The sequence below is a fragment of the Gemmatimonadota bacterium genome (assembly GCA_030747075.1).
GTDB lineage: Bacteria > ARS69 > ARS69 > ARS69 > ARS69 > ARS69.
Genome location: JASLLL010000040.1, coordinates 1 through 16,621 on the forward strand (window position 1 = coordinate 1; position 16,621 = coordinate 16,621).

A 16,621-nucleotide genomic window follows, 5' to 3' on the forward strand; every position below is an offset into this window, starting at 1 on the left:
TCGTGCCCGCGCTCTCCGGACCGATCTCCAGGACTCTCCACGACGACCTGTCCAATCTCCCCTCCCTCGCCGGGAAGTTCCGGCGGTTCCGGTTCCTTCGCGCGGAGAACGGCCAGCGCAATCAGCCCCACGCCGATCGAGATTCCCATGTCCGCCACATTGAACACCGGCCACGAGTATCCCCCGGCGCTCAGATGGATGAAGTCCACCACCTCACCGAGACGCACGCGGTCCACCAGGTTGCCCAGTGCCCCTCCGAGAATGAGCGCCATCGGCCACCCGCGAAACACGGGCCGTGCGGACCGGAGGAAGTGAACCACAAGAAAGACGGTCACCATCGAAGTCACGACGACGAAGGTCCAGCGCCCGCCGAGCTGGATTCCGAACGCCGCGCCTTTGTTGAAGACGAAGGTCCATCGGAAGAAATCCCCGAGCACCGGGATCGACTGCCCGGGATACATACTCCACGCCACGAAGAGCTTGGTCGCCTGATCCAGCGCGAGAATCAGAAACACCACGAAGGCAAACCCCGGCAACCCGGCGCGTGATCGTTCGGACATGGGGGAGCCCTCCATCAGACTCGTCTCAGTGCGAGGACGGCGGGTTCCCCGTTGATGGTCCACTCTTCGCGGGTCTCGCCATCCCCCGCAGGAACGACAATGCGGTCGGCCTGTGTCTCCCGGCGGATCATGTCGTCGTGGTGCTTTACCGCGTCGCGAAGAGCGTCCGTCCCTTCAAAGCCGACTTCGATGCGATCCGTGATCGAAAAACCCGCACTCTTTCGCATGAACTGAATCTTGTTTACGATTTCCCGCGCGAAGCCCTCGTTTCGGAGGTCGTCGTCGATGTTGAGGTCCAGCGCGACACTCCATCCGCCTTCCCGCTCCAGCACCCATCCGTCGGGGTCTTCGTGGGAGATGATCACCTCTTCCCTGGAGATGACATGCGTTTCGTCCGCAACCCGCACCGAAATGGAACCTCGGCGCTCAATCCGCGAAACCTCCTCGCCGGAAAGCGCCGCCACCGCCGTCGCCACCGCCTTCATGGACTTCCCAAAGCGCGGGCCCAGCACATCGAAGCGAGCCTTTGCCGAAAGCCCGGGAACGGCCTCTCCCGGCGTGCCGAACTCCGCCTCGCGGACATTCAGTTCTTCCAGCACCACGGAAGTGTGTTCGCCAAAAACCGCACCGCCTTCCGGCGGGACGATTCGCACTCGCGAGAGCGGTTGGCGAGTCTTGACGGCAGCACGGTTGCGTCCGGCGCGACCGAGACGGACCACGCATCGCACATCTTCCATGACGCGCTCCAGTTCCGCATCCACAAGCGCGTCATCCGCATGGGGATAGTCCGCCAGGTGCACGCTCTCGGGACCGACCCCGGAACCCTCTCGAAGATCCAGGTGGAGACGCTCCGCAAGAAACGGCGCGAACGGCGCCATGAGCCGCGCGACCGTCGAGAGACATTCGTGAAGCGTCTCGTAAGCCGCGCGCTTGTCTTCATCGAAACCGGGAGCCCAGAAGCGGGCACGCGAGCGACGCACAAACCAGTTGGAGAGATCCTCCATCACGAACGACTCCATCGCCCGCCCCGCACGCGACACCTCGTACCGGTCCAGTTCCGTGCGCACGGTCCCCGTCACCGCGTTCAGCCTGGAGAGAACCCATCGGTCCAGCACCGGCCGCGACGACACGGGCGGTGCGCTCTCCGCATCCGGAACGAACCCGTCCAGGTTGGCGTAGCGCGCGAAGAACGCGTACAGGTTTCGCACGGTGTCGAGGATCTTCCGCGACACTTCCGCCACGCCGCCCTTCGAGAACCGCAGCGACTGCCACGGCGTGTTTGTGACCACGAGGAACCACCGGAGCGCATCCGCTCCGCCGATATCGACGGCTTCCCACGGGTCCACCGTGTTCCCGCGACTCTTGGACATCTTCGTCCCGTCTTCGCCCATGAGGAGTCCCGTCACGAGACACGCCCGGTACGCGGGCCGATCCTCCACGAGCGCGGCAATCGCATGAAGACTGTAGAACCACCCGCGCGTCTGATCCACGCCTTCGCAAATGAAGTCCGCCGGGAACTGTTCCTTCGCGACCTCCTCGTTTTCGAAGGGATAGTGCCACTGCGCGAAGGGCATCGCGCCGGAGTCGAACCAGACATCGAGCACCTCGGGAACGCGATGCATCGTCCCGCCTTCGCCATCCGGCCAGGTGATCTCGTCCACATGCGGCCGATGAAGATCCAGTTCCGACAAGTCCCGCCCCGACTTCTCCGACAACTCCGCGACCGAACCCACGACCTCCATCCGACCGGTCTTGTCGCTGACCCAGATCGGCAGCGGCGTGCCCCAGAACCGCTCGCGCGAAAGCGCCCAGTCGACATTGTTCTCCAGCCAGTTGCCAAATCGCCCGTCCCGGATGTGCGAAGGAACCCAGCGGATCTCCCGGTTGAGATCCACCATGCGGCCGGCAATGTCGGTGGTGCGGATGTACCACGCACGCTTCGCGACATACATGAGAGGGTCATCGCCGCGCCAGTTGAACGGGTAGGTATGGCGACAGGTCGTCTCGTGAAAGAGAAGACCGCGCCCGCGGAGATCCCGAAGCACGGGCCGATCCGCATCCTTGAACCAGAGCCCCGCGAAGTCGCCCGCTTCCGCCGTGAGCTTCCCTTCGCCATCGACCGAGTGGATCACCGGAAGATCATGCCGCCCCGCCGACTCCAGATCCTCTGCGCCGAATGCCGGAGCCTGATGCACGATGCCTGTCCCGTCGGTGGTCGTGACGAAGTCGCCGGGCACGACCCGGAAGGCGTTCTTGTGTTGGGCCGCCCGATCCGCGAAGAAGTCGAAGAGGGGTTCGTAGCGCAAGCCGACGAGATCCCGTCCGGGAACGGTGGAGAGAACCTCCGCGTCCGGGCCCAGTACGCTCTCCGCGAGGTCCTTCGCGAGAATCACCACCTCGCCGTCATGGCGCGCGCGGACATAGTCCACCTCCGGATGCACCGCCAGGCCGCTGTTTCCGGGAAGCGTCCACGGAGTCGTCGTCCAGACGAGGAACGAAACGCCCGGTTCCTCCGCAAGCCGGAAGCGAACCGTGATCGAAGGATCTTCGACCTCTCGATACCCCAGTGCCACCTCGTGGTCGGAGAGCGTAGTCCCGGATCGCGTTGAGTAGGGCACGACCTTGTATCCCTGATAGATCAGCCCCTTGTCCGCGATCTTGCGAAGCAGCGCCCACACCGATTCGATGTAGTCGTTTTCCAGCGTGACATACTCCTCGTCCATATCCACCCAGTAGCCAATCCGCTCCGTGATGTCGCGCCACTGATCCAGATAGGTGAATACCGACTCCCGGCACCGTCGGTTGAACTCGCCGATGCCCATGCGCTCGATCTCGCGTTTGTCGGAGATTCCCAGCGCCTTTTCGACTTCCAGTTCGACCGGGAGGCCGTGCGTATCCCAGCCACCGCGGCGGGAAACATGCCGCCCGCACATCGACTGGTATCGACAGACCAGGTCCTTGACGGTGCGGGCCAGCACATGGTGAACGCCGGGCCGCCCGTTCGCGGTGGGCGGGCCTTCGAAGAAGACGAACGGCTTCCCGCTACGACGAGACTCCACCGTTCGGGCGAAGGTATCGTTCGCCTTCCAGTGTTCGAGAATGCCGGTCTCCACCTCCGCAGGAGCGGGGCGTGCATCGGACAGCGGATAAGCCGCCCGGACGGAGGGCGTCACGACGACTCTCCCTCCAGAACTCCGCGAAGAAGCGCACCGACCCTCGGGGCGGCGGCCGCAGCGGCGCGGACCACTTCCTGATGCGCGAGCGGTTGGAGATCCTCCGGGAAGGCAAGGTCCGTCACCACGGAAACCCCCAGAACATCCATCCCGGCATGAACCGCGACGATCGTCTCCGGCACGGTGGACATACCTACCAGATCCGCGCCCGCCAGACGGAGCATTCGGATCTCGGCGGGGGTCTCGTAATGCGGCCCGGATACCGCCGCATAGATTCCGCGTCGGGTAGCGACTCCGGCCGCAAGCGCGGCCGCCTCCGCCTGATGCAGGAGGGCACGAGAGTAGGCCTTCGACAGATCCGGGAAGCGCGGGCCGACGGTGTCGTCATTCGGACCGACGAGAGGATTGTCACCCATGAGATTCAGATGATCGGAAAGAAGCACCATGTCCCCGACTTCGAAGCCCGGATTGATGGCGCCCGAGGCATTGGTCAGGGCGATCCACTTCGCGCCCAGCTCTCGCGCGACGCGTACCGGGAAAGTGGCCTCCTGAAGCGGGACCCCCTCGTAGTAATGCACGCGTCCGCGAAAGACGAGCACCGGCGCACCCGCAAGGCTCCCGAACTCCACGCGCCCGTCGTGGCCGTCTACGGAGCCGACCGGAAAGTGCGGGATTTCGGAATACGGAACGGACACCGCTTCGGTCAGTTCCACCGCATCGCTCAGACCGGACCCAAGCACGAGAGCCGCTCGTGGAGCGCGCATTCCGGAATCCGTGAGAAAAGCGGCCGCCTCTCTCATACGCTCCGAGAGCGGCGGCGTGGAGACTCCGCTCATGTGGACGAACCCGCAGAGGACACGCCCTCTCCCGGAGGCGCGGACCCTTCGGAGGATTCGCGGACGGTCGCCGCGACCTCCTGCTCGAACCCGGCTTCCTCCGCAGTGGACGATGCGGAAGGCGAGGGCGGTGCAGAGCGGGGAGAGTCGGCGAAGTCGTCCACACTCACTTCCAGAATCTGCTTCTGGGAACGGAGCAGCGCCCGGAACCGCTCGATGAACGAAACCCGCTGGCGCTTCAGGTCATCCAGTTCCCCGCGGAGACGCGCCGCCTCACTGTGTGCGCGCGCCACGATCTTCTCCGCCTCAATGCCGGCGTTCTCCCGCACGAGCTTCGCTTCCTTTTCGGCGGTGGCAATCCGTTCCTCGGAGATCTTCCCTGCCGAAATCAGCGAGTCCCGGAGCCGCTCATCCAGCCCGCGATAGGACGCCAGTTCCTGCTCCAGGCGCGCGGTCTTCTCCTCTACCGACCGCTTTTCGGTCACGAGCGCCTCCATGCGATCCGCAATCACATCCAGATACGCGCGAACCTCCGCGGCGTCGAAACCGCGCGTCTTCTTCCGGAACGACTGGTTCCGAATATCCACGGGACCGATCTGCATGGCACTCCCCCCTCCCGATGAAACGACCTCAGCTGAGTTTCAGCGCGCCCTCCCGGAGCGTACCGACAAGGAACGACTTCACCACCACCTGAACCAGAAGGATCGCGACGAGCACTGAGAAGTCCAGACCGCCCAGGGGCGGCACATAGCGGCGGATCCTCATCAGCACCGGTTCGCTGAGCGATTGGATTGCGCGCACGACAGGATTGAACGGATCCGCGCCGACCCACGAGCAGATCACATTCCCGATGAGGACATAGACATAGAGCGTGGCCAGTATGTCGAGCAGTCCGGCCAAGGCTCCCACGGCATTCGCCACCACGAACATCACTCCTCCCCCGGGGTGAAGATCCCCGTTCCGATCCGCACCATGGTGGACCCTTCCTCCACGGCGATCTCAAAGTCCCCCGTCATCCCCATGGACAAATCCGGCAGACGCGCCGCGCCGCCGAGGCTGTCCCGAAGTTCCCGAAGCGCACGAAAGGCCGCGCGCACCGGCTCCTCATCCTGCGTGAAAGGGGCCATTGTCATGAGCCCCCGAACTGCGATCCCCGGCAGTGCCTCTACCGGGTCCAGCATGCCTTCCACCTCTTCCAAGGCGAATCCGTGCTTCGCCGGTTCTCCAGAGGTCTTCACCTCCAAGAGCACCGGCACGACACGCCCGGACTCCCCGGCGATTCGGGAGATCCGCTCCGCCAGCGAAAGGCGGTCGACGGACTGGATCTCCGCAAAGAGCCCTACCGCCCTGCGCGCCTTGTTCCCCTGCAGCGGGCCGATGAAATGCCACTCGACACCCGGCGGCAACTCCCCGACTTCGCGGATCTTCGGAGCCGCCACCTGCAGCCGGTTCTCCCCCAGGATCCGGACACCCGCGGCGACCGCTTCCCGCACTTCCTCCGGCCCGACCGTTTTTGTCACGGCGCACAGACGAACCTCGGCCGGATCCCTTCCCGCTCGCCGGGCCGCCCCGGCGATCCTTGCGCGGATGCGCTCCAGGTTTGCAGCCACCGGGCTCAAGGCGCGGTGACTCCCTCCTCGTGGGCCGGATCCTCCGCGTCTTCGCGCGGCGCGGGCGGCAATACATCCGGGCTCCAGCAGGATCGACAGCGCGCTTCGTAGGCATCTCCGGCGCCGACCAGCACCCGATCCGACTCCGTGATGTTCCGCTGCGTACGGGTCGCCGGATGCCCGCAGACCACGCAGACGGCCGTCGTCTTGGTGACGCTCTCCGCAATGGCCATCAGTTGCGGAACCGGCTCAAAGGGTTCGCCACGATAATCCTGATCCAGCCCCGCCACAATCACCCGACGCCCTTCCGCGGAGAGGCGATTCACGACATCCACGAGGTCCATCCCGAAGAACTGCGCCTCGTCGATCCCCACGGCTTTCGTCTCCGGCAGAACGAGCTGAAGGATGGACGCCCCATCCTCGACTTCGGTGGAGGGAATCCGCTGGCCGCTGTGCGAGACCACCTGGTCCGCCGCGTAACGACGGTCGATGCGCGGCTTGAATACCTGCACCTTTTGCCGGGCGATCCGCGCGCGCACGAGGCGGCGGATCAGCTCCTCGGTCTTGCCGCTGAACATCCCGCCACAGATGACTTCCACCCAGCCCACTTCGCCGACAACCGATGACATCCAGTGCACACGACTCTCCCGGAAGATGACCCCCGGCAGCCTAGGCGTGGCCTTCGCGGGTGTCAAGCGGACGAGAGCGAACGGTGCGAACGAGAAGGACGCCGCCGACGGCAGCCGGAAGATAGAGGCTGGCCAGCCGCCACCACGCGAGGAAGGCAACGGTCTCCCCGGCCGGGAGGAAGGACGCCATGAATGCCGCTGCGGAGACTTCGGCCGCACCCGCACCGCCGGGGGTCGGCGCGAAGAGCAGCGCAAGAGCCAGAAGCACCTGTGTTGCGAGAAGTTCCGCCGTGTGGCCATCGGGCTGGAATGCACGGAACACGGCCCAGGCGGTGGCCAGCTTCGCGGCGAAGACCGCGGCCGAGAGCGGAAGCACAGCGGCGACCCGTGCGGGATGCTGGCGGAACATCGTGCGAACATCGGCAGAAACGCGACACAGGAGAGCGCGTGCGGCGGCCAGTGCACGGTGAAAGCGTCGGGCGGGCGGGGAAGCGCCCGGCGGCCGTCCGGTACGCGCGCCCGTCGCAAGAAGGACCGTGCCGACGGCCACGACCGCCACGAACACACCGAGCGCGCCGCGAAGCGCGGCACCCATCCACCCGGGGAGACTTTCGGGAAGCGCCAGTGCGAACGCGCCTCCGGCGATTGCCAGCACCATCGCGCTGGCGAGAAAGTTCACTGACGCGACCGCGACACCTCCGGCCAGCGGCAGCCCCGCGCGGTGCAGCACAAAGAGCTGCGCCGCCCCGCCACCCGCCTGCCCGGGGGTGAGCCCGGCCAGACACGCGTTCGCGAGGTTCGCGCGAAGGCAGGCGGCCAGCCTCACGCGGGGCGCGATCGGGGCGGCGAGAACATGCAGGCGAAGCGCACCCAGGGTCCAGTCGGCAAGGACCAGGACGAACGCCAGCGCGAGATATGCCGGGACGGCGGGCGAAGGCGCCTGAAGCGCGACCACTCCACCGCGCAGGAAGACCGCACCCGCGAGTCCCGCCGCACCCAGCACGACGACAAGCAGAAACCCCAGCACCAGACGGCGCGGCGTCGCCCCCGGGAGCGGGTCCGGCGGCCTGCCGGGTTTCACTCTCCGCCTTCCATGATCTCGTGATAGCGACCCGCCTCCGGACGGACGCTCGCCTGACGCCGCCCGCCGGGCCACCTCACCACGACGGAGTCCGGTTGCGCGTCTCCCAGTCCGAAGAGAACCCTGGGGTCGTTCCCGGAGAGATAGCTCCCCCCCGCCTGCACATCGGCGATGCGAACCGCGCCCCCCGCGTGGAGCGTGACGCGCGCGCCCAGTCCGTCGCGCCCGGATTCCCGGCCGGTGATGCGGAAGCCGATCCAGCGCAGGGACCCGGGCCCCGTGTTCTCCAGGAGGACGGCGGGGCCGTTCTGGCTGTTGAGGAGAATGTCGGTGTCTCCGTCATTGTCGAGATCCGCGAACGCCACGCCTCGCCCTGCCCGCGGCGTTTCAAGAACAGGCGCGTACTCGGCGGCGACCTCACGGAAAGTCCCGTCCGGCTGCGCGTGAAAGAGGAGGTCGGGCTGTTTCCAGGTGGCAGCCTGATCGACTTCGGCGATGTCGGGCTCTACATGCCCGTTGGAAACAAAGAGGTCCAGCCGTCCGTCCAGGTCGAAGTCCAGAAAGCCGATCCCCCACCCCATGCGCGGGAGGCTCGGGGAACCGATCCCGGCCACCGCGGAGCGTTCGAGAAAGAACCCGCCGCCGTCATCCCGGTAGAGCGTGTTCGGCTCGTTCTGGAAGTTTGTGACGACCAGATCCATCCGCCCGTCCGCGTCGTAGTCCGCAGCGGCGACACCCATCCCGGCCTGTTCCATTCCCTCTTCGCTGTACGCCGTTCCCGAGAACATCCCCGACTCTTCAAATGCACCGCCACCCAGATTGCGGAAGAAGAAGTTGGGGTCCATGTCGTTCGCGACATACACATCCACGAGCCCGTCATCATCGAGATCGGCGGCCAGGCACCCCAGGCCTCGGCCGGCCACACCCGAAAAGCCGGCGGACTCCGTGGCATCCACGAACCGCCCCTCGCCCGCGTTGCGATAGAACACATCCGTCTGTCTCGGATAGAGACCCGGAAGGCAGTAAATGCGAAGCACTCCGTGAACGCCGTAGCACTCGTTCGTGTCCGGATCGGCGACGGCGACATAGTTCGCCAGATAGAGATCGGGAAGACCGTCGAGGTCGGCGTCGAAGAAGGTGGCCCCCGCACCCCAGCGCGGATCGTCCAGTCCTCGCACGGCGGCCTCCTCCGCAAAGGTGCCGTCCCCCCGATTCACGAACAGCCGGTTCGGCCCCCAGGCTGTGACGAAGAGGTCGGCGTCCCCGTCGTTGTCGATGTCGGCGGCGGTGGCTCCCATGCCGTAGCCCGCATCTCCGACGCCTGCCTCAGCCGTCACATCGCGAAAGTGAAGGTCTCCGAGGTTTCGGAAGAGACGGCTTTGCCCGACGCTTGAAACGAAGTAGATGTCCAGGAGCCCGTCGCCGTCGTAGTCCAGAACGCAGACGCCGGAACCCATGACTTCCTGATAGGGTTTGTCGCCGGTCGCGCCGTTGGAGTGCGTGAATCGCAGACCGGACGCAGCCGTGGCATCACGGAAGACCGGCTCGGCGGCGGCCGTCGAGAACGCAAGAATGGCAAGGAGCGCGCACAGGAGAGTCATGCGGGCCATCCTTCCGCGCATCGTCAGTCCAGTCAAGCCTTCGGCGGGCGCGTGTAGATCATGACATAGGAACTGCACACCGACAGCGCGCAACTCTCACACGCGTCGGCGAAGTCCTCCGGACCGAGCTTCTCAATGCGAACCTCGTGCCCGAGCGACTCATACAGCTCCACCACCTCATCCACGCGTGACGGGTCCGACAGGTTCCGCCGGACCCACCCCTGCGCTTCGAGATCCCGATTCGGCAGCGCCCCGGTGAAGACAAGCGGCTTCGACTCCCCGGGGTCTCCCCCGCCGCCGCAACCCGTCACGCGCTTCGAGCCTCTGCCGGAGAGTCGGCCGCCTCAGCCGCGAGCTTCTCCAGTCGACGATGCCCCAGTGCCGCCGCACCCAGCGCGGAGACGAACTGCACCATCTCCGGATCCGGCACATTGACTTCGGCCTTCAGTTGATCGCGAACGGCGGCCACCATCGTCGAAAAGCGAATGATGCCGCCGATCAGTGTGAATTCCGGCTCCGCCTTGACACGCTTTATGAGTTGCACGGAGCGCGTCGTCAGCGACTCAATGGCACCCTGCATGATGTCGGAGGGCGGCGTGCCGAGCGAGAGATGGTTGATCACTTCCGACTCCGCAAAGACCGCGCAGACGCCCGAGATGGCCACCGCTTCCTTCGATGTCTGGAGAAGCGGACCGATCTCTTCGGTGGTGTAACCCATGTAACGGGCAGTCTTTTCCAGGAACGCGCCGGTTCCGGCGGCGCACTTGTCGTTGAGGCGGAAGGCGTGGACCTTCGCGGTCTCGTCCAGCCGGCTGGCCTTCATCGTCTGCCCGCCGACATCGAGCACGGTGCGCGTGCCGGGGAAGAGACGCGCCGCGCCGCGTGCGCTGGAGGTGAGGTCGGTCACCTGGAGATCCCGAAAGTCCACCTGGTGCCGTCCGATTCCCGTGGCGACAACATAGGTGATGTCCTCTTCCGTGACGCCAGCCTCCGCCAGACAGGTCTCATACACCTCACGCGAAACCTGCGTCAGCTTGAAACCGGTCGGCTTCATCGCACGGTGCAGGATCTCTCCCTTTTCGTCGAGAAGGAGCGCCTTTGTGTAGGTGGACCCGACATCGAGTCCCGCCGTGATCGTCATGACGCAGCCTCCTTGTTCGCCTCGGGAACACGGCTCGCGAGGATGTGGTCCAGTGCAAAGAGCGACGCCCCCAGCGCGCCGATGTAGTGCGAGTCCTCGCTGATGTTCAGCTTCGTCTCCAGCTTGTCCTCGATCGCCCGGACCATGCCGATGTTTCGAGTCACGCCCCCGGTGAAAGTCACCTCCTCTTCGATCCCGACACGGCGAAGGAGCCCGGCGGAGCGAATGGCGATCGACTTGTGAACGCCCCAGAGGATGTCCTCGATCTTCTTCCCCTTCCCGAGCCACGACAGCACTTCGGATTCCGCAAACACCGTACAGGTGGTGCTGATCTTTGTGGACTTGACCGAACGGAGCGCCGTCTCGCCGAGCTTCTCCAGCGGGATGTCGAGCGCGCTGGCTGCCGCACCGAGGAATCGGCCGGTCCCGGCGGCGCACTTGTCGTTCATGCAGAAGTCGACGATTTCGCCCGTCTCGTTCACGCGGATGGCCTTCGTGTCCTGCCCGCCCATGTCGACCACGGTGCGCGTTTTGGGAAAGAGGTGGACCGCGCCGCGACCGTGACAGCTGATTTCGGTAACCTGATCGTTGCCGAAAGTGACTCGGTAGCGCCCGTAGCCGGTGCCAATGATGTACTCCACTTCGTCTTCACCGATGTTCGCGTCGTCAAGCGCAAGCTGAAACGCGTTCTCTGCCGCGGAGACCACATTGGCCCCTGTGTCGATGAGCGAGCGCCCGACAAGATTGCGGTCCTCGTCGATGATCGCCGCCTTCGTCTGCGTGGAACCGACATCCACGCCCCCTGCGTAAGCCATGAAACCCCTCCTAGCCGATGGCCGCCTGTTTGCGACGCGATGCCAGCCCCTCGAAGAACGCGTCGATGCGGTTCTTCATCTGCGCCTCGGAAACGACGCGGCGATCCATCATGTCCGACTCCAGGAAGAGGCTCGGGAGCCCGAGCTTCTCCGACATGTTCTTCCGACTGTCCGCAAGCCCCGTTGAGACCGTTCGACAGCTCTTGATGGGATGATAGACCACTCCGTCCAGATCAAAGTCTCTGGCCATCTCTTCGATCATCCGGTCCGAGTAAAACATGGAGTCCATCGCGTCCCGCACGCTCACAAGAACACCCTCTGCCAGACTCTCGATGGGGCGCTCCAGATCGTACTGGAACCCGCTGTGGGTTCCACCGGACGCGAACCAGAGATAGGTGGAGTGGACGAAGTTGCCGCCCCACTCGGTAAAGAGCTCATTGAAGCGGCGGAAGATCGGATAGCAGGGAACACCGACAAACACGAGCCGGTAGAGCTCCTCGCTGAGAGTTCCGATTCCGTTCGCCGACTTGTACTCCAGTTCCTCGACGAGTTGGTCGAAGTACTCCGCGCCTTCCTTCGTCCCGCGAAACCCGTTCGCCACGCCCAGGAAGATGGTGCCGTCGGTGAGCGCACTGAATAGCGACGGCTTCGACGCATTCAGTTCCAGCGCACGCTTCCATCCGGTGTTCATTCTGTTCGCGTATCCCAGGACTTCCCGCAGGCGGTCAATATCGAACTTCTTCCCCGTCACTTCCTCGCAGAGCGTGATCAGTTCGGTGAGCTGCACCTCCACATACTTGCGATCGTTCTCGAAGTCCGGGTTGCCCCGCCAGGTCTGCGTGCCGTCCTGCCGCGTGCCGGGAACATCGAGCGTGAAGAGACGCGTCCCGTGCATCCGCTCCCAGATCTCGCCCCACTTGATGTAGGTGTTGCAGGCATTCGTCAGCACCGCAATCGTGGGCTTGGGCACACGCCCCATGGGGAGTTCGCCACCGCGAAGCTGCGTGGCCACATCCGCCTTCACATAGCCGCAGATGTCGGGGGAATACCCCACATCCTCCGCTTCGGCCAGATAGTCATGCGCCACATGGCGCACCGCCGTCTGCAGTGAGTTGATCTCCGGAAAGACCACAGGGAGATCGAAGGTCTTCAGGATCTCGTTGATGCTGCCCATCACGAAGACATACGCCGACTGCCCGCCGTTCTCCGCGGTATCGCCGAGTTCGGTGAACCACTCCCGAAAGAGCCGGGCGCCGTCCTTGTTTCCGCGCCCGACGATTCCCTCTGTCTCAGGCTGCTTGCCCATGGACTTCTCCTTCTGCGATTCGGTCGCGCTCTATGCGAAGAGCAGGTTTTCCAGGAAGGTCTCGACCTGCAGCTCGAGATGCTCAAACGAGGTCATGCTCTCTTCGAACTCGGTCACGAAGTACGGGATGTCCTGCTCGTCCAGTTCCTGCGAGTAGGCGACCTGCTCTTCGAGGCCCGGCTCGCACATCTTGGCGGCTGCGATGATGGCCGCTTCCGCGCGAGAGCCACGGATGCGTTCGACGAGCATCTTCTCCTTCGGCTTGCGAAGGTCGTGCTGGACCGGGCTGTATGAGGAGCGCTCCAGATACGATTCCGCAAGTTCGTGAAGAGGATCGTCCGTGGCGGGCACATCTTCCGTGAGGTATCGCAGACCGATCAGGAAGTCATCGTCCACGACATAACAGGTGCGCCCGAGCATCCGGATGAGGTCGATCGGCGGCTGCTCGCAGAACGCGCCTTCGAAGACGACGCGGATGCGGTCGGCCGCCTTGGCCGAGCGTTCGCGAATCTGAGGAAGGACCGTGCGGAGAAGGTCGTTGTGCTCCTCGCGGGGGATGAGCCCCGCCACGGCCACGAGACAGTAGGCGTCTTCCGCCGACAGAAGCCACGGAGTCTCGCGCTTGATGTCGTAGAGGTCGCGCATGAGGCGGCGGTTCTCGTTGAACACCTCGATGGAACGATTGAGATCCTCGGCGGAGATGGAACACCCGGCCACTTCTTCGACGGATCGGCGGAGCCGGTCGTACTCCCCGCGAAGGTAGGTGGCGCTGTGCGCGGAGTTGGGGTTTTGCGGAAGGTAGAGAATCTGGCACGGGTAGTCGAAGTTCCGCGCCCAGATGGCGGCGAGATTCCGGGCCGCGTCGCAGATGGGGTGCGAGACGAACATATCCAGCGGGATCCGGCCGTCCGCCCCGACTTCGAGCGCGGTCTTCAGAATGGAACAGAGGTAGCTTCCGAAGTGAGAGTCCGCGTTTGTCGGCTCCACGGGCGCGCCGCACATCTTGACGGGAAGCATCCCGGCGGCGTGCGCGATCTCCTCCGGAAAGTAGACCTGAAAGTGACCGAGCACCTTTCCGCCTGCGTCGCGCCATCGGTGAACCGTCGGCATGTCCGTGTCCTCGACGAGATCCCTGCACGCGAGCAGGGCATCATCGAGCGATTGGTCCCGCCATTCGGGAAAGACATTCGTCATTCGATCACTCCGTCGTTGGGGGTGTCGTGGGAGATGGCTGGAATCCGGCCGCGCCGCTGAAAAAGAGGTTCAGCACATGGTCAAGACGGGCGTCGTCGTCAGGAAAAACGCGGCGGGCGTGGGGACCCATGGTGACTTCCACGATCGCCACGAACGACCACGCGAGAAGCCGCGCATCGCCCGGGGACAGTTCCCCAGACCGGATGCCGTCTTCGACGATCCGCTGCACCGGTTCCGGCAGGGCGGACTGGTACGCACGCACGAGTTCGGAACGCACGGAATCGGGGAAGGCGTTGAGGTCGCGCCGCACCAGGCGAATGAGGTCACGCTTGCGGTCCGGCAGCGCGAAGAACGCGGCCGTGAGGCGACGCAGGCGGGCGCGTGCCGTGCCGGTGGACTCCGCGGCGTGCCGGAAGAGCCCGCCCTTCTCGGCGAAGTCGCGGCGGAGCATCCCGGCGTAGAGCGCCTCCTTGCCAGCGAAGTGGTGGTAGAGCGCGCCCTTGGTCACCGACGCCGAGCGTGCGATCCGATCCATCGTCACATCCGCGTAGTTCCGCTCCAGGAAGAGCCCTTCGGCGGCGTCGAGAATGTGCGCGACGGTCGTTTCGGCCTTCGTCATGAGCACGGCGGCTCCCTTCGGGAAGCGGTGTGCGACCGGGATCCGGGCCCGGCACGCCTCCCGGGCCGGGTGTGCGACCGGGAGGGTACATACCGACTGGTCGGTATGTACCCATATTCCGCCTCTCCTCCCTCTGAGTCAAGCCCTTTTGGGGTGTTGCGGTGATTGTTGGTGGCTGGCGGGAGGGCCGTCGGTTCCGCTCTGGCTGACGGGAATCGCTAGCCCCGGAAGCGGTTCTGGTTGTGCCACTCCAGATTCTCGCGAGAGGGCTGCCGGGCGCCTTCCCGAGGGACGGCCAGTTCGTGGCCATGAAGGCCTTCATGGGTTGCGAGAGGTGTCGCCCAGGGCCATCGCCCTCCCCCTCTCTATGCTTATCCTGCGACCCGCGCAGCATAACACCCCGTGTCCACCCCGCCATCCCCCCGTTTATGGTATCGTTCCCTACGCGTTCTTCCGTCTCCGACCGCTCCTCGGCGACTTCGCCTCCGTCCCCCCGGACCCCATCCCGCGTCCATCTCCGACGCCTGAAGGAGGCTCCTTCATGACCCTCCCACTCCCGCGGGTCGCCCGTCACCGGTTCCGCCTTGCCGGGCCCTTCCCCGCCGCCTTGGCGGGCGCGCTCGCAGCCTTGGCGCTCTTCGCCGCGTCACCTTCATCCGCCTGCGATCCCGGCTCCTCCGCGGCGGCATCCCCCGGCGTGCGCTCCTCCTGCGACATCCTCACCACCTCCACGCCGTTCACGCCGCACCCCGCAAACCCCATCGCCGAGGCCCCCGCCTGGTTCCCGACCGAGTACAACTGCTTCTCCGTCGTGAAGGACTCCGTCGGTTATGTGCTCCTCTTCTGGAGCCCCCCCACCGGTTTCCACCGGCTGACCTCCATCGACGGCGTCACCTGGGCTCCGCCGGACTCGCTGCCGGTCGTACCGACCAACAGTCACTGGTACACGGGCATCAAGTGCCCCGACCTCCGCTTCGACGGCGACGATCTCATCCTCTACTTCACGGGCAGCCTCCCCTCTGCGGGCATGGCGATCGGCCGCGCCGTCTCGACCGATCGCGGGGTTACCTGGAGCGTCCATCCGACGCCCGTTCTCACGCAGACCGAACCGTACGAACTCGAACGCGTCGACTCCCCTTCCGTCGTCCGCTACGGCGGTCAGTTCGTCATGAGCTACATGACCGAATCCGGGATCAACTTCCACACCAGCATCGCGTTCTCCCCCGACGGGATCACCTGGACGAGGCATCCCGGCAATCCCGTGATCACCGCCGCACCCGGAACCTGGTACGACAGTTCCGCCGGGCGACCGCGCCTCCTGCCCGACCCCGACGGTACCGCGCTCCACCTCTTCTTTACCGGGACAACCGACGGGCGCCCACGCTGCGCGAGGATTGGACACTCCGTCTCCTCCGACACGGCCCAGACCTGGACGACCGACCCCCTTCCGGCGCTGGACTTGAACCCGGGAGACGGCACATGGAACGACATCAGCGTCTGGTGTACGAGCTTCGTGTGGGAGGGTTCCCGCCTGTCGGCGTACTTTGTCGGAGTGAGTTCCGATCCGCTGGCACACGATCAGTCGCTCGGCCTCGCTCAGGCCGTGTGGCCGCTCAACTCCGCCGTGGACGCTCCCGCACCACAGACGCTCCCTCCCGGTGGCGCGGACGCGCTCCTCGCGTCCCCCAACCCGTTCACGCGGACGACCTCCATCCGCTTCGCGCGGAACATCCCGCTCGCGGAAGGGAGCGCAAGCGTCTCAGTTCACGATGTTGCGGGAAGGCTCGTGCGAAGAATCTGGACGGGCGCCGCCACCGCCGTCCCGGGGCTTTTCGTCTGGGACGGCCACGACGATGAGGGCAACGCTGTCGCCTCGGGGCGGTATCTCGTACGCGCAACAAATGACGGGGCCGCTGTCGCCGCGGTCTGGGTCACGCGGCTTCGGTAGCGGGGGTTCGTCAGGGTCCGAGGAACTTCACCTCCACCGTGGGAAACGAATCGGTCGCCGAGCCCGCCACGGCGACCGCCACGCCGAACGGGCCGAGCCACTCATAAC

The 16,621-nt window shown here is 65.2% G+C and carries 16 protein-coding genes; 1 reads left to right on the forward strand and 15 read right to left on the reverse strand.

Annotated features, from left to right (window positions below; translation table 11 throughout):
* The 15 genes from lspA to QF819_10360 all read right to left on the reverse strand — a co-directional run.
* The coding region (gene lspA, locus QF819_10290) for a signal peptidase II (GenBank protein MDP6803538.1) at positions 1-560 on the reverse strand (560 nt) is incomplete at its 3' end.
* A 14-nt stretch (positions 561-574) separates the two neighbouring features.
* A complete protein-coding gene (gene ileS, locus QF819_10295) occupies positions 575-3,733 on the reverse strand; it encodes an isoleucine--tRNA ligase (protein MDP6803539.1) in 3,159 nt (1,052 codons plus the stop codon).
* Positions 3,730-4,533, reverse strand: coding sequence for a purine-nucleoside phosphorylase (locus QF819_10300; protein ID MDP6803540.1), 804 nt, complete (start codon positions 4,531-4,533; stop codon positions 3,730-3,732). Before QF819_10300 ends, ileS begins: the two co-directional genes overlap by 4 nt.
* 32 nt (positions 4,534-4,565) lie before the next feature.
* Positions 4,566-5,171 carry a DivIVA domain-containing protein gene (locus QF819_10305; GenBank protein ID MDP6803541.1) on the reverse strand — a complete coding sequence of 202 codons (606 nt, stop codon included), beginning with the start codon at positions 5,169-5,171 and terminating at the stop codon, positions 4,566-4,568.
* Positions 5,172-5,199: 28 nt separating this feature from the next.
* Positions 5,200-5,499: a YggT family protein gene (locus QF819_10310; protein ID MDP6803542.1), complete on the reverse strand. Its 300-nt coding sequence runs from the start codon at positions 5,497-5,499 to the stop codon at positions 5,200-5,202.
* Entirely contained in the window at positions 5,499-6,188 is a 690-nt protein-coding gene (locus QF819_10315; GenBank protein ID MDP6803543.1) for a YggS family pyridoxal phosphate-dependent enzyme, read from the reverse strand. Before QF819_10315 ends, QF819_10310 begins: the two co-directional genes overlap by 1 nt.
* Entirely contained in the window at positions 6,185-6,808 is a 624-nt protein-coding gene (locus tag QF819_10320; GenBank protein ID MDP6803544.1) for a thymidine kinase, read from the reverse strand. The genes QF819_10315 and QF819_10320 overlap by 4 nt, the downstream gene beginning before the upstream one ends.
* A 40-nt stretch (positions 6,809-6,848) precedes the next feature.
* Positions 6,849-7,889: a lysylphosphatidylglycerol synthase transmembrane domain-containing protein gene (locus QF819_10325; GenBank protein ID MDP6803545.1), complete on the reverse strand. Its 1,041-nt coding sequence runs from the start codon at positions 7,887-7,889 to the stop codon at positions 6,849-6,851.
* On the reverse strand, positions 7,886-9,490 hold the full coding sequence (locus QF819_10330; GenBank protein MDP6803546.1) for a CRTAC1 family protein: 1,605 nt from the start codon (positions 9,488-9,490) through the stop codon (positions 7,886-7,888). The genes QF819_10325 and QF819_10330 overlap by 4 nt, the downstream gene beginning before the upstream one ends.
* Before the next feature lie 32 nt (positions 9,491-9,522).
* Positions 9,523-9,801, reverse strand: a complete 279-nt coding sequence (locus QF819_10335) for a hypothetical protein (protein MDP6803547.1) — start codon at positions 9,799-9,801, stop codon at positions 9,523-9,525.
* Positions 9,798-10,631 carry an acyl-CoA dehydratase activase gene (locus QF819_10340; GenBank protein MDP6803548.1) on the reverse strand — a complete coding sequence of 278 codons (834 nt, stop codon included), beginning with the start codon at positions 10,629-10,631 and terminating at the stop codon, positions 9,798-9,800. Before QF819_10340 ends, QF819_10335 begins: the two co-directional genes overlap by 4 nt.
* Positions 10,628-11,446 carry an acyl-CoA dehydratase activase gene (locus QF819_10345; GenBank protein ID MDP6803549.1) on the reverse strand — a complete coding sequence of 273 codons (819 nt, stop codon included), beginning with the start codon at positions 11,444-11,446 and terminating at the stop codon, positions 10,628-10,630. The genes QF819_10340 and QF819_10345 overlap by 4 nt, the downstream gene beginning before the upstream one ends.
* A gap of 10 nt (positions 11,447-11,456) precedes the next feature.
* A complete protein-coding gene (locus tag QF819_10350; protein ID MDP6803550.1) occupies positions 11,457-12,752 on the reverse strand; it encodes a 2-hydroxyacyl-CoA dehydratase family protein in 1,296 nt (431 codons plus the stop codon).
* A 30-nt stretch (positions 12,753-12,782) separates the two neighbouring features.
* Positions 12,783-13,946: a 2-hydroxyacyl-CoA dehydratase gene (locus QF819_10355; protein MDP6803551.1), complete on the reverse strand. Its 1,164-nt coding sequence runs from the start codon at positions 13,944-13,946 to the stop codon at positions 12,783-12,785.
* A gap of 4 nt (positions 13,947-13,950) precedes the next feature.
* Positions 13,951-14,565, reverse strand: a complete 615-nt coding sequence (locus QF819_10360) for a TetR/AcrR family transcriptional regulator (protein MDP6803552.1) — start codon at positions 14,563-14,565, stop codon at positions 13,951-13,953.
* A 541-nt stretch (positions 14,566-15,106) separates the two neighbouring features.
* Between QF819_10360 and QF819_10365 the strand changes: the two genes are divergently transcribed.
* Entirely contained in the window at positions 15,107-16,513 is a 1,407-nt protein-coding gene (locus QF819_10365) for a FlgD immunoglobulin-like domain containing protein (GenBank protein MDP6803553.1), read from the forward strand.
* The last annotated feature ends 108 nt before the right edge of the window (positions 16,514-16,621 follow it).

Bases quoted from the DNA above. Each gene is read 5' to 3' on its own strand.
- QF819_10300 (MDP6803540.1), bottom strand. From the start codon at position 4,533: ATGAGAGAGGCGGCCGCTTTTCTCACGGATTCCGGAATGCGCGCTCCA.
- QF819_10305 (MDP6803541.1), bottom strand. From the start codon at position 5,171: ATGCAGATCGGTCCCGTGGATATTCGGAACCAGTCGTTCCGGAAGAAG.
- QF819_10310 (MDP6803542.1), bottom strand. From the start codon at position 5,499: ATGTTCGTGGTGGCGAATGCCGTGGGAGCCTTGGCCGGACTGCTCGAC.
- QF819_10320 (MDP6803544.1), bottom strand. From the start codon at position 6,808: ATGTCATCGGTTGTCGGCGAAGTGGGCTGGGTGGAAGTCATCTGTGGC.
- QF819_10330 (MDP6803546.1), bottom strand. From the start codon at position 9,490: ATGACTCTCCTGTGCGCGCTCCTTGCCATTCTTGCGTTCTCGACGGCC.
- QF819_10340 (MDP6803548.1), bottom strand. From the start codon at position 10,631: ATGACGATCACGGCGGGACTCGATGTCGGGTCCACCTACACAAAGGCG.
- QF819_10345 (MDP6803549.1), bottom strand. From the start codon at position 11,446: ATGGCTTACGCAGGGGGCGTGGATGTCGGTTCCACGCAGACGAAGGCG.
- QF819_10350 (MDP6803550.1), bottom strand. From the start codon at position 12,752: ATGGGCAAGCAGCCTGAGACAGAGGGAATCGTCGGGCGCGGAAACAAG.
- QF819_10355 (MDP6803551.1), bottom strand. From the start codon at position 13,946: ATGACGAATGTCTTTCCCGAATGGCGGGACCAATCGCTCGATGATGCC.
- QF819_10360 (MDP6803552.1), bottom strand. From the start codon at position 14,565: ATGACGAAGGCCGAAACGACCGTCGCGCACATTCTCGACGCCGCCGAA.
- QF819_10365 (MDP6803553.1), top strand. From the start codon at position 15,107: ATGACCCTCCCACTCCCGCGGGTCGCCCGTCACCGGTTCCGCCTTGCC.